This window comes from Acidobacteriota bacterium, assembly GCA_016715115.1.
Lineage (GTDB): Bacteria > Acidobacteriota > Blastocatellia > Pyrinomonadales > Pyrinomonadaceae > JAFDVJ01.
The window spans coordinates 728,438-740,292 of sequence record JADKBM010000004.1 but is presented as its reverse complement, the minus strand read 5'-3'; the positions used below and the strand labels follow the sequence as shown (position 1 = coordinate 740,292).

Here is an 11,855-nt window from a genome sequence, read left to right as displayed (position 1 = left end):
AACGAATGACGACCGAGTTCAGTCAACAACTTCGAATTCAACAAACTGCGCCGTGAACCTTTTCTCGTCGGATCTGTCAAAAACCACAACTTGCAGGATGTAGCTGCCGGGTTCGAGCGAGTTGCCGATGCTTAGTCCGCCGGCGCTTTCAATTCTGGAAAGATCCTTCAGACCGGAGGTTCTTACAGGCTTCGGCGTTTCTTCGAAAATGACCTTTCCGTCGTGAATCAAACGCGTTTGCGATTCGAGCGCCGTTGAGCGTTTCGGATTGTAAATGACATAGTCGAATCGGATTATCGAATCTCGTCGAAACTTGCGGACCGCGGCGTCGAGCAGAACACTCCGTTCACTCTCATCGCGGCTTCCGCCCGCCCTGAACTTGGCCCATTCGTCCTGCGAGAAGGCATCGAGAACCAAATTCGACATCACGAGACGTTTTTTTACATCCGGAACTTCGATGAACTGCGATGCCGACCCGACCTTGTCCGTGACAGTGTCGCGAAGCGCAATGCGAAACTGGTATGCGCCGTTCTTCTTGATCGGAACGGTATGCGAATAGACAAAACCGTTTTTGAGCATATTCCGGTACGCACGCTCGCTGACCTCGATCGTGTAGTTTCTCGAATACTGGTCCACCGGCGTGCCGTTAGTGCCAAAAGTCATTGCGATCAGATCGAAATTTGCCTTGCGATTTCCGTTCGATTCCGAAAAAACGATGTCGTTCGCATCAATGTGAACCAGGGCTTGAATCAAATCGCCCCGTTTCGGATCGTTGTCGAAAACCGGATAGACGCTAAGATTCACTTCGTTGACCTCAAACGGCGAGACAAGCGCGGAAATGATCTTTTGCTGCGGCGCTACGGTCGCGTTACGCAGCGTCTGGTCGGTAATTCCGAAAAAGCCGCTTCGATAACGGACCTTCACGCCCGGACGGGTGACGCGAACCTCGAGTCTGTTGAACTTGCTCTTTTTGGGATCGAACAGATTCTCGTCGGGTTCGTAGCCGAGAAGATAATAGCTGCTCTGATCCTCGACGACCCGCAACAATCCGCGCTCAAAGAAGTTCTGGTTCTTGATGGAAAGCCCGCCCGTTTCGGCCGCCAGGAAGTTAAGGCTCAATTGCGATTCCCGGAAGTCGGCCGCACGCTTTTCTCTCGGTCCTTCGTCGAATCGACCCGCTCCCGGACTGTCCGGAACGACTCGGCGAATATCGTCGAAAGCATTGGCCATCGTCGGATCGATAACTCCGCGCGGATCGATCGTGTAAACAACGACGGACGCGCGATTCGCAAGATCGGCGACAATCCGCATCGCATCGAGAACACGATTCCCTTCGCCGGACAGCGCGAAGCCCTCGGAAAACAGGATAATGGACTTACGTCCGGGCAAGCTGCTCATTCCACGAATTATGTAGCGCAGCGATCCAAGCGTTCCGATCGAGAAACGGTCGTTTCTAAACTCGTCGAATTGTCTCAGGAGTTCCTTTTCTTCGGCAACTCCGGCAACCTCACGGGTACTGCCGTCAGCTTTCTGCATCCCGTCCAATTCCTCACGGAGCGTCGGTTCGATCGGAACGAACGGGCCGATTCCGCCCCGACCCATCGAATTCCACTTGATACGGTCGACCGCGGCCATCAAGAGTCGTTTGTCGTTCGTAAACGACTGAAGAGCGCCGATACCCGCGCCGGTGCGAACGATGGCCACCAGATCGCCGTCTTTCATTTGGTTATTGATGAAATCGCGAAGCGCTTTTTGAACGGCATTGACGCTTGAGAAATTGAGGCCGAGATCGTCGACGACAAGCGCGTACGTCCGTCTAACGTCTTCTTGTCTGAGTCTGACGGGCGGGATCGGGATCGAGTTTTTCGAGGGCTTCACGGAGGGCTTGGATTCATTGACGGTCTTAACGGTCGAGACGAACGTGAAATTCGTCAGATCCTGTCTCTTTCCGTTTTCGTAAACCTCAAATTCCTCGGCCCGGAGGTCGGTCACCGCCCGACCATCCTTGTCAGTTGCGGAAACGTCTATTTGAATCAGATTCGTCGAGACCTTGATCGAATCGTCCGGCACCGGCGTTTGCTTTGGTATCTGGGAAAGCGCCGAGACGGAAATGAATGCACCGAAAAGAAATCCGAAAAAGAATCTCATAAAACCTCCGAAGCTAAAGGCCGCAGGGAAATGCGCGTTTCTGAAGTATTTTCCGGCAAATACGGCCCGCCGCGCAAATCCCTTGACAAGACTATTCCGAATCCGCCGGTGTTTCAGTTTCGAATTGATCGAGTTTGCGGTAAAGCGTTTTGCGGCCGATGTTCAGAAGCCTTGAGGCGCGGGACTTGTCGCCGGCGGTGTAATCGAGCGCCATTTCGATAGCCAGTTTTTCGATCTCGTCCATTGTCGCCGGAAAGTCGATCTGAAGCGACACGGCGCGTCCTTCCGACGCCGCCTTCGCGCGTTCGTGGCGTGCCTGCGCGTTGAGCTCGAACGCCTTTTTGCTGATCGCTTCGGGAAGGTCGTCAAGTTCAATCTGACGGCCGGTGGCGATGATCACGGCGCGCTCGATGGCATTCTCAAGTTCCCGGACATTGCCGAGCCATTCGTAGTTAACGAGCGCCCGCAATGCTTCTTTTGAGATCCCGGAAACGAACCGGCCGGTCTTTTCCTTGTATTCTTCGAGAAAGTGAAAAACGAGCAGATTGATGTCTTCGATTCTCTCGCGAAGCGGCGGAACGACGATCGGGAAAACGGACAGACGGTAGTAAAGATCCTTTCTGAAACGGCCGTCTTCGATGGCCTTTTCGAGGTCGACGTTGGTCGCGGCGATGACGCGCACGTCGGTCTTCAGAACCTCTTTGCCGCCGATCCGCGTGAACTCGCCGTCTTGCAGAACGCGAAGGAGTTTGACCTGCGCCGAGAGCGGCATCTCGCCAATCTCGTCAAGAAAAAGCGTTCCGCCGCTGGCTTCCTCAAAACGGCCCTGGCGCTGCGCACGGGCATCGGTGAAGGCACCTTTTTCGTGACCGAAGAGCTCCGATTCGAGCAACGTCTCGGGGATCGCGCCGCAGTTTATCTTGACGTAAGGCTTGTTTTCGCGGCCCGAATTGTAATGGATCAGGTTCGCGAGCAATTCCTTTCCGGTTCCGGATTCGCCGTTGATGAGCACCGTCGTGTTGGTATCGGCGACGTTCAACGCAAGCTCGATCGCGCGGCGGATCGGCGGCGCCTGGCCGATGATCTCGCTGTGGCGCTGGTGAAGCTGCGATTTCAGACGCATAACCTCAGCGCTGAGCTGGTCGCGTTCGAGAGCGGTTCCGATCTGGTCCGCGATGCCTTCGACGAGCGCGACTTCGTGGTCCTCAAACGAGGTTTGTTCGCTCCAAACGAACCCGATCAGGCCGAAGGCTTGCCCGGCGACGCGAACCGGAGCGACGAGCGCCGCCTTGCCGTTGAGCTGTGAATTGAAGATCAGACGGACCGCAAAGGGCAGTTGCGAATCGACGATCCGCATCGTTTTGCCTTCGCGCAGAATGTCGCCGAGTGCCGGAAACGGTTCGATATCGAGCGACTGGTTGTGCTTTTCGATCATTTGCAGAACCTTGCTCGGCTTGACGTTCGGCGCTGTTTTGAACGAAGCCAGCGAGATCTTCTTCCCGGATCGGTCGAGCACGCCGAGCGCTCCGTAATCCGCGCCGACAAGTTCAACCGCGCGTTCGAGCACACTCGACGAAACGACCTTGAAGTCAGAGTGTGAGTTGAGCGTGTTGGCGATCTCGAGAAGCGCATTCGTTCGGCGCGTCTCCTGTTCCTGGGCGACGTAAAGGGTCGTGTATTGATAACCGATCGCGAGCTGCTGAGCGATCGATTCGAGAAACTGGATTTCTTCGTCGAACCATTCGCGCGGCGCGCCGGTGTCGTGAAGTCCGAGAAGTCCGAGCGGCTTTCCGCTCAGACTGATCGGAACGATGAGCAGCGACTTCGTTTCGAGCGCTTTGGCGAAAAATTTGAGTGTGGTGTTGTCGGTTTTTGCGATATCGTTGATCGCGATCGGTTTCGAGATGTCGAAGCGTTCCGCGAGTTTGACGACGTCGATCGGGATCGCGGTGCCGAGGCTCGAAGGGATTGTCTTGTCCTTGCGCCATTCGTGGCTGATTCGCAGTTCGCTTTCGGTCGTCAACTGCAAAAGGTCGCAACGGTCCGCGTGCATCATTCGCCCAAGCTCGGAAACAACGACGTTGAGGAATCGTTCGAGATCGATGTTCGTCGGCAAATCCCTTGCCAACCGATCGATGATCGCTTCGCGGGCCTCGTGCATCTTGATCTTGCGTTCGAGTGAAAGTGATTGCGGTATTTCGAGTTCGATCTTCATAAATGAGGGCAAGGCGCATTTCAAGTCATAACCGACCTGGTCGATAGTGTCAAGTTGACACAGCGGCGAAACGAAGTGTGGTGTTTAGAAACAACTCAATTTCGGATTCGGATTCCAGATTCCAGATTCGGGAGGTTTGAAAAACCATCGCTTTCTTGACCACAGATGAAGACAGATGGGATGAGATCAAGTAGATGCTTCCGATTCGAACACATCTGCTTAAAGAAGAGCGGTCAACACCAAAAACGTCTTATCGTCGCTTTGCGAACTGCGCGTACTCTGCGCGGGATCCCGCGCAGAGTACGCAAAGCCCGCAAAGGATCGACAATCGCAAATCCCCACACACATTCCCCGATTTTCACGCCACTCAATGCGGCCCGGATTGTGCACTCATGGCGGCTTTGCCGCCCGGATGTAAGGAAAGGCTGTGCCTTTCCTTACAACGTTCCCGCAATTCTGCGGCTTTGCCGCAAATCGGCAATTGGCGGCGCAGCCGCGTGGGCAGTAAGCCCGACCCGGAAAGGCCGAGCCTTTCCGCACATCCGGGCGGCAAGCCGCAAGGACGACAAATTTCGCAAATCCCAAATCACAAATCGCAAATCCCCAATCCCTACTGGTCGCCTTTTTTGTCGAGTTTCGGCGGACTCGGTTTGGGCTTCGGCGTCGAGGTGACCGGCACGTCGCCGGCAGCGGCATCGTCATCGGTCTTGGGTTTGGTGTTCGCGGCCGACGTCGATTGCGGTTTCGGCGTAACGCTGAAGTTGATTCGTTTCTTTCCGGCTTCGGCTTTCTCAAGAAGTTCCTCGGCCTGCGAATTCTCCGGGTCGAGTTCGATCGCTTTTTTCAAAACGCGGACGGCCTCGTCGTATTGCGCGAGTTTGATCAGAATCGAACCGAGTCCGGTTTGATATTCGGTGCTTTCGGGCTTGAGTTTGACGGCTTCGCGCAGCGACTTGAGAGCGTCTTCGTCCTCATCGAGCTTTTCATAGGCTCGTCCCAGATTATAATGGGCCGCATCATCTTTGGTGTTCGCCGCCAGCAGTCTCTTGTAAGCTTTGACAGCATTCTCAAACGATTTCTCCGAATCTTTGGTGCGGGCAGCCTGCGCGTCTTTCTTCGAAGGCGTCGGCGTCGGCGTGTATTCTGTCTGATCGTTGACAGATTCGAGTTCTTTCTCCTTTTCGATCAGCGCTTGGGCAATTCCAAGCTTGAACCAGGCTTCGCCGAGGTTGGGATCGAGCTCAACGGCCTTCTTGTACGCGAGGATCGCGAGATCAGTCTTGTTGACGTCAAAAAGCTTGTTGCCTTCGGCGAGCGCCGTCGGAGCATCGGTGAACTCGGGAAGAGTCTCAGACGCAGCGGTCTGAGCATTTGAATTTGCGGCCGAGTTGGCCGCCGGCGAGTTCGAGTTGTTTGCAGGCGCCGACGACCGGCAACCGAACTGTGCGACCGCGATCAGCGCGAAGCACGATATAAGCAAGATGTTTCTCATCAATCGATTCCCCAACCTAATTCGATCCTTAAAACGTCGCCCGTTAGAAGCGATTCCCCACCAGGGGTTTGCAGAAAATCCTCAGCCCGGCGGAAAAATGAACGGACGCCCTCCGAGCAAATGGACGTGAAGATGAAAAACCGTCTGGCCGCCGTCGCCGTTCGTATTGACGACCACTCGATAACCGTCGTCCGCAAAGCCCTTCGACCGCGCGATCTCGGCAGCCTTCAGCAACAGGTGCCCGAGAGTCTCCCGATGTTCGTCGCGCGCCGCGTCGAGCGACGCAAAATGCTCGCGCGGAACTATCAAAATGTGCGTCGGCGCCTGCGGACTGATGTCGTTGAAGGCAAAGCAGACATCATCCTCAAAAACCTTCGATGACGGGATCTCACCGGCAATGATCCGACAGAAAAGACAGTTTTCGCTCATAATTCGGAAGCAACATTAAAGCACACTTGAAAAGACTCAGGCAAAAACCGGGTGGAAAGAATTCAGTTAAGTGTGCCATTACTCCCGGTCTTCGTCATAGGAATCGGCAAATCCTCGAAGTAAGTTAACCGAACGCCGAATCGATGCAACCTGCGAGTTCAAAACTTGCTCTAAGCGCAGGTATTCCTTAGACTGTCAGGACAGGTAAATATGAGCAAACCAGAAAGAACGGCCAGTACAAAGATTTCGCGAAAGGAAAAGTCCGAATTCAAAGGCAGAATGAGGAGTTTTATGATGTTCCTGCCGAATATGGTCGTGTTGCTCGGAAAGCTAATGAAGGACGGCCGCGTGCCGTTGGCCGAAAAAGGCTTGTTTCTCGCGGCGATCGTCTATGTCATCTCGCCGATCGACTTGATCCCGGATGTCTTTCCGTTCATCGGCCAGGTCGATGACATCTATCTTGTCGCATTGACGCTGCTACGGCTTATCAACCGGACCGATGAATCGGTCGTTCGCGAAAACTGGCCCGGCGGCGGCGACATTGTCGGACTCGCGAACCTGATCGCCGGGCTTGCCCCAAAACTGCTCCCGACCCGAATTTCCCGCGTCCTCTCGTCCGAGGTCGAACTTGGACCGGCCGGCAAAGCGCTCGGCGCGATCACACGCAAGCGCGCGTCGGTGATGGTTGAGATCCCGCGAGAGGAAAAGGTCAACGTCGACTCGAGTTCAAAAATGACGAACTGAATGGATTCTCGATTTTGGATTGGCGGTGTCCAATCCCAACGGTCGCCCGCCCGCTCACGCAGGCGGTACTGACTCGCAGTCACTCCGCAAATCCCAAATCGGAAATCGCAAATCGCAAATCGCAAATCGCAAATCGCAAATCGCAAATCCCAAATCGGAAATCGCAAATCGCAAATCGCAAATCCCAAATCCCAAATCCCAAATCCCAAATCCCAAATCCCAAATCCCTAGAGTTTGTCCGCAAAGAAGCCGGTGACCAGCGCCCAGGCGTCACGGGCGGCGGTTTCGTTGAAGACCTCCGGACGCGTGTTGTTGAAGAACGCGTGGTCGGCGTCGTACTTAACCGAAGTCAATGGCAACTCGTACCGCTTCGCGATCTCTTCCAATTCGGCGACCTTTTCGGAGTTGATCCACTGGTCGCGGGTGCCGGAGACGAATAAGACCGGCGTCGTCAGTTTGCTTAACACGTCTTCTTCGGGAATGTCCCCGTAAAACGGTGCGGCGGCGCTGATTCCAGGGATCTCACACGCAGCGCGCAGCGCGAATGTCCCGCCCATGCAGTAGCCGGAGATTCCGAAATGCTCGAAACCGTATTTTTCGGAGGCCGTTCCGAGCGCAGCCGCGATCGTGTCAAGTCCGTCGCCGATTCCGAGTTCGTGCATCATCCGCGATGCCTCGTCGGGGTTCGTCGCGATCATCCCGCGGTACAGATCCGGAGCGATCGCCGTGAACCCTTCGGCCGCGTAACGTCCGGCAATGTCTTTGATGTGATCGTTAAGTCCCCACCATTCGTGGATGAGGATCACGGCCTTTCTATTCGGTTCATCAGGGATCGCAACGTACGCGCTCGAATCGCCGTTCAAGGTGTTGAAATTGATCGTTTCGTTTTTCATTTTGCAAATACTCCCGTTATCAAATTCGTGTAAGAGAATACTAGTTTCATTGGCCGCGAATCACAAGAACGCCTATTTCCGATCAACCTTGATCAACGGGGATCCAAGCTTCTCACTCGTCGCGAAAATCGCCAGGCCGTCGGCGGCGTACCCGATCGATTCGCCGACTTTTCGCTCTCCGAGCGTGATCGCCAGCGGCTTCGCTTTCCAAATATCATCGAAACCCGATGCCGCGTCCGGCAGTTTCAATTCGTAACCGAGGAAATAGTCGCAGACGACGACGCGTCTGCCGTCCGGCGATATGTCGCCGCCCGTTAGCAGTCCGTCCGGAATCGACGGCACCGATATTTCGGCGATTTTCTTCACCGAAACCGCGCCGCGCGAGTCGCCGGGAATCCGGTAAACGCCGGACGCATCTTTCCGGCTCTTGGTCAAAACATATATGTCGCCTGAAGTCGGATGGACCATCAGAGTTTCGGCCTCGTGCGCGCCATCGGCGTAGGTGAACCGAATCGCGACGGCCGGCTCGGCAGACTGAGGATTCGAACGCTCCGAACCTCGCGCGGCGGCCGAGATTTTCGGCTCGGGCACGCGATAGATCTTCATTTCCGACCGCTTCAGTTCGTTGTTGCCGATCTCGCCAATGTAAAGAAAACACTCGCCTTTATCGTTCTTGAACGCGGCAATATCTTCCCAATCGACGTTCTCGGCGCCGGGAACCCGCCAGGTTCCGAGCGAACCGCCTTTTTCGTCGATCGCATAGATGAACGGCCCATCGCCGGAGTCGTTGTGTGTCCAAAGAACGCCGGGTTGACAGCGCGACGCGGCGATGCCGCTGCTCTCATTGATTTGACCCGAATCGATCCGCCCGACTACATTGGGCGGCCGATAATCATCGGATTTTCCGTCGTTGCCGATGTCTTTCGGGCCGCCGCCTTTGAACGAAGGGGCACACGCCGAAAAAGTCGCTCCGAGGACCGCAAGAAAAATGACAAAGCTGAAAATTTTGAGTATAGTTTTTCTCGACATACTTCACGCTTTGAAAGATTATAAACGAGTTAGGCCGCGAGTCGGTTCGGAACTTTACTTGATTGCAAATCGTTAGGATATCTTGGTTGCCCCGAAAGATGATCGTTGGAACTGAATGGTTAATTGAAGCCTTTGATTGCGACCCGCGGAAACTTCGCGAGGTTGCGGCGCTTCAGGGCGTCTTCGCGTTGCTCATTGAGGATCTCGGGCTTAAAGTTCTTGGCGAACCGCACTGGCACAAATTCGGTGGCGAAGGCGGGGTTACCGGTCTGACGATGCTTACGGAATCTCACCTCGCGTGTCACACCTATCCCGAATACGGAACCGCAACCTTCAATCTTTACTGTTGTCAATCCAGACCCGAATGGAACTGGGAATCCAAATTGCGGTCGATGATCGGCGCGGGTTCGGTGCAGATCACCAAGGTCGAACGGGGCGACGGTTCGAAATCACAAATCCCAAATCCCAAATCGAAGATTGTTGGGGGTGAAATTTGAGCGTACTCAAGTCAAACTGTCCAAGCTGCGCGGGGCCGATCGAGTTTCAGAAGGGCTCAACGATCGTAGTTATCTGCCCGTTTTGCCGGTCGGCCGTTTCGCGCACCGATCGCGGAGTTGAAGATCTTGGAAAGGTCGCGGATATCGTCGATTCGCAATCGCCTTTGAAAATCGGGCTGAAAGGCGAGTTTCGGGGCCATAAGTTTGAACTGACCGGGCGAGCTCAAAACCGGCACGAACTTGGCGGGGTCTGGGACGAATGGTACGCAACATTCGGAAACGGTTGGGTCGGATGGCTCGCGGAGGCACAAGGCCGATTTTATTTAACGTTCTATCAACCGTTGCCCCAAGGCGTTTCGCTTCCGCCCTTTGAATCGCTTACCATCGGACAACCGCTGCCCGAGATCCCGAACAAGTCACAGTTGATGGTGACCGAAAAAGGGACGGCGACATCGGTCGCGGCCGAGGGCGAGATCCCGTACAAGTTCGAACCGAATGAGCGGAGCAACTACGCCGATTTATCGGGGAAAGACAATGCGTTCGGCACGATCGACTATTCGTTGAGCCCGCCGTGGGTCTTCGTCGGGCAGATCGTGACGCTCGACGACATTGGCCTCGCGCACGCGAAACCGGTCAAGCGAGAGGCGGCAAGCGTTGCGACTCAAGGATTGGGCTGCCCGAAATGCGGCGGTCCGCTGAGTTTGAACGCTCCGGACAAGTCGGAACGCGTGACGTGTCCGTTCTGCAATTCCCTGCTTGACGTCAATCAGGGCAAACTGACCTGGCTCAAGGCCTTGATCCCGCCGGCATCGCCGCCGGATTTCGCTTTGAAAGTCGGGATGGACGGCGTGTTCAACGACGTCACATTTCGTGTCATCGGCGCCGTCGTGCGAAGCGTTTCGATTGATGGGATCACGTATTTCTGGCACGAGTATCTGCTTTATAATCCGTTGGTCGGATTCCGTTGGCTCGTCCACAGCGACAATCATTGGAACTTTGTCGAACCGATCAATCCGGCGGAAGTCGAAACCGTTCAGTCTTTCGGATTCGGCGGTTCCGTCAATTATAACGGACACAAATTCAAGATCTTTCAGGATGCGCCGGCGCGGGTCGAGTTCGTTCAAGGCGAATTCTACTGGCGCGTCGAGCAGGGCGAAACTGTTCGCGCGGTCGATTATGTCGCGGCGCCGATGATGCTTTCGCAGGAAAGCACCGACAAGGAAGTGAATTGGTCGGTCGGCGTTTATCAGACCAATGCGGAGGTCGAAAAGGCGTTCAATATCGCAGATCTCCCGAAACCGTGGTCGGTCGCGCCGAACCAGCCGTTCACCGGCGGTTTTTACATCAAATGGGGATTCGGCTTCTTGGCGGCGCTGTTCCTGGTCGCGATCGTGATGATCCCGCTCGGCGGCTTTGGCAGCACGCCGCTGAATGAGACCATAACGCTTCCGCCGGCGGCGAGCGCAACGACTCCGCAGGCCGCGTTCAGTCAGCAGTTCGAACTGAAAGGAAACCGCAACGTTCGGATAACCGCACAAGCGCCAGTGAGCAATTCCTGGGCGGACCTCGACGTTGACCTCGTTAACGACCAGAACAACGAGGTCGAATCGGTTAACGTTCCGATCGAATACTACAGCGGTTCCGACAGCGATGGTTCTTGGACCGAAGGTTCGCAATCACAGGACGCAACCCTTTCTTCGCTTCCGGCTGGAAAGTACACGCTCCGGGTTGAAGGTACCTGGCAAAATTTCAGCGAGCCGATGCCCGTCGCCGTGAAGGTCGAACAGAATATATCGCGGGGCGTCAACTTCTGTTGCGCGCTGGTCGTTTTGGCGATTCTTCCGATTCTCGGTTTGATCCGCAAGTTTTCGTTTGAATCAAGGCGCTGGAGCGAAAGTATGTTCGGCGCGGCGGCGATGAGTTCGGGGTCGGACGACGATGAATGAGTCGAAACCGAGGGTTGTGGTCGCCTCGATTGATGCAGGACAAAAAATATGATGAGAGCACTATTCATTATCTTCGGTTGCGGCGTTTTGCTTACTTACACCGCCGCCTCGTGGTTTGGCTGGGAATTGGCCAATTCCGGGAGAAATTCAAGACTTGGGACGCCGTTTTTCTACGGCGGATTTCGTGGAGGAAAATAAATGCTGAATAATTTGGCGGCGGCGATTCCGCTTGCGCTTATTGTCAAAATGGAAGAACTGTTGCCGGTTCTGCTAACGACTGTGATTTTCGTTGGAATCGGCCTGATAGTCTTTGCGATCGCTTTCATTATCGTCGTCAAGGTTTCACCGTTTTCGGTCCAAAAGGAAATCGAGGAAGATCAGAATACATCGCTGGCGATCATCATTGGCGCGATGATCATCGGAATCGCGATCATCATTGCGTCGGCGATCAACGGTTAATCC

General features: G+C 54.9%; 10 protein-coding genes. 4 read left to right on the top strand and 6 right to left on the bottom strand.

Going from position 1 to position 11,855, the window contains the following annotated elements:
- Positions 1-18 precede the first annotated feature (18 nt).
- From IPN69_05485 to IPN69_05470, 4 genes are all read right to left on the bottom strand, one after another.
- Complete coding sequence (locus tag IPN69_05485) at positions 19-2,148, bottom strand: VWA domain-containing protein (protein MBK8810170.1); 2,130 nt, start codon at positions 2,146-2,148, stop codon at positions 19-21.
- 91 nt (positions 2,149-2,239) lie between these two features.
- The gene (locus tag IPN69_05480; protein ID MBK8810169.1) at positions 2,240-4,363 is read right to left on the bottom strand and encodes a sigma 54-interacting transcriptional regulator; all 2,124 of its coding nucleotides are present in this window, start codon (positions 4,361-4,363) and stop codon (positions 2,240-2,242) included.
- A gap of 610 nt (positions 4,364-4,973) precedes the next feature.
- Positions 4,974-5,855, bottom strand: coding sequence for a tetratricopeptide repeat protein (locus IPN69_05475; GenBank protein MBK8810168.1), 882 nt, complete (start codon positions 5,853-5,855; stop codon positions 4,974-4,976).
- 81 nt (positions 5,856-5,936) lie between these two features.
- Entirely contained in the window at positions 5,937-6,284 is a 348-nt protein-coding gene (locus tag IPN69_05470) for a histidine triad nucleotide-binding protein (GenBank protein ID MBK8810167.1), read from the bottom strand.
- A 210-nt stretch (positions 6,285-6,494) separates the two neighbouring features.
- Between IPN69_05470 and IPN69_05465 the strand changes: the two genes are divergently transcribed.
- Positions 6,495-7,028 carry a DUF1232 domain-containing protein gene (locus IPN69_05465; protein MBK8810166.1) on the top strand — a complete coding sequence of 178 codons (534 nt, stop codon included), beginning with the start codon at positions 6,495-6,497 and terminating at the stop codon, positions 7,026-7,028.
- 227 nt (positions 7,029-7,255) lie between these two features.
- On the opposite strand, the gene IPN69_05460 is transcribed toward IPN69_05465, so the two are convergent.
- Together IPN69_05460 and IPN69_05455 are read right to left on the bottom strand one after the other, a co-directional pair.
- The gene (locus tag IPN69_05460) at positions 7,256-7,921 is read right to left on the bottom strand and encodes a dienelactone hydrolase family protein (GenBank protein MBK8810165.1); all 666 of its coding nucleotides are present in this window, start codon (positions 7,919-7,921) and stop codon (positions 7,256-7,258) included.
- A 72-nt stretch (positions 7,922-7,993) separates the two neighbouring features.
- Positions 7,994-8,950, bottom strand: a complete 957-nt coding sequence (locus IPN69_05455) for a hypothetical protein (GenBank protein MBK8810164.1) — start codon at positions 8,948-8,950, stop codon at positions 7,994-7,996.
- 98 nt (positions 8,951-9,048) lie between these two features.
- On the opposite strand from IPN69_05455, the gene IPN69_05450 reads away from it, so the two are divergent.
- The 3 genes from IPN69_05450 (at position 9,049) to IPN69_05440 (ending at position 11,852) form a co-directional block, all read left to right on the top strand.
- On the top strand, positions 9,049-9,447 hold the full coding sequence (locus tag IPN69_05450) for an S-adenosylmethionine decarboxylase (GenBank protein ID MBK8810163.1): 399 nt from the start codon (positions 9,049-9,051) through the stop codon (positions 9,445-9,447).
- Entirely contained in the window at positions 9,444-11,393 is a 1,950-nt protein-coding gene (locus IPN69_05445; GenBank protein ID MBK8810162.1) for a DUF4178 domain-containing protein, read from the top strand. Before IPN69_05450 ends, IPN69_05445 begins: the two co-directional genes overlap by 4 nt.
- Positions 11,394-11,639: 246 nt before the next feature.
- Complete coding sequence (locus IPN69_05440) at positions 11,640-11,852, top strand: DUF350 domain-containing protein (protein ID MBK8810161.1); 213 nt, start codon at positions 11,640-11,642, stop codon at positions 11,850-11,852.
- Positions 11,853-11,855 lie beyond the last annotated feature (3 nt).

What these genes read in the sequence shown, in the direction of transcription:
- IPN69_05450 (MBK8810163.1), top strand. Translation starts at nt 9,049, where the DNA reads ATGATCGTTGGAACTGAATGGTTAATTGAAGCCTTTGATTGCGACCCG.
- IPN69_05440 (MBK8810161.1), top strand. Translation starts at nt 11,640, where the DNA reads ATGGAAGAACTGTTGCCGGTTCTGCTAACGACTGTGATTTTCGTTGGA.
- IPN69_05480 (MBK8810169.1), bottom strand. Translation starts at nt 4,363, where the DNA reads ATGAAGATCGAACTCGAAATACCGCAATCACTTTCACTCGAACGCAAG.
- IPN69_05455 (MBK8810164.1), bottom strand. Translation starts at nt 8,950, where the DNA reads ATGTCGAGAAAAACTATACTCAAAATTTTCAGCTTTGTCATTTTTCTT.
- IPN69_05460 (MBK8810165.1), bottom strand. Translation starts at nt 7,921, where the DNA reads ATGAAAAACGAAACGATCAATTTCAACACCTTGAACGGCGATTCGAGC.
- IPN69_05465 (MBK8810166.1), top strand. Translation starts at nt 6,495, where the DNA reads ATGAGCAAACCAGAAAGAACGGCCAGTACAAAGATTTCGCGAAAGGAA.
- IPN69_05475 (MBK8810168.1), bottom strand. Translation starts at nt 5,855, where the DNA reads ATGAGAAACATCTTGCTTATATCGTGCTTCGCGCTGATCGCGGTCGCA.
- IPN69_05485 (MBK8810170.1), bottom strand. Translation starts at nt 2,148, where the DNA reads ATGAGATTCTTTTTCGGATTTCTTTTCGGTGCATTCATTTCCGTCTCG.
- IPN69_05470 (MBK8810167.1), bottom strand. Translation starts at nt 6,284, where the DNA reads ATGAGCGAAAACTGTCTTTTCTGTCGGATCATTGCCGGTGAGATCCCG.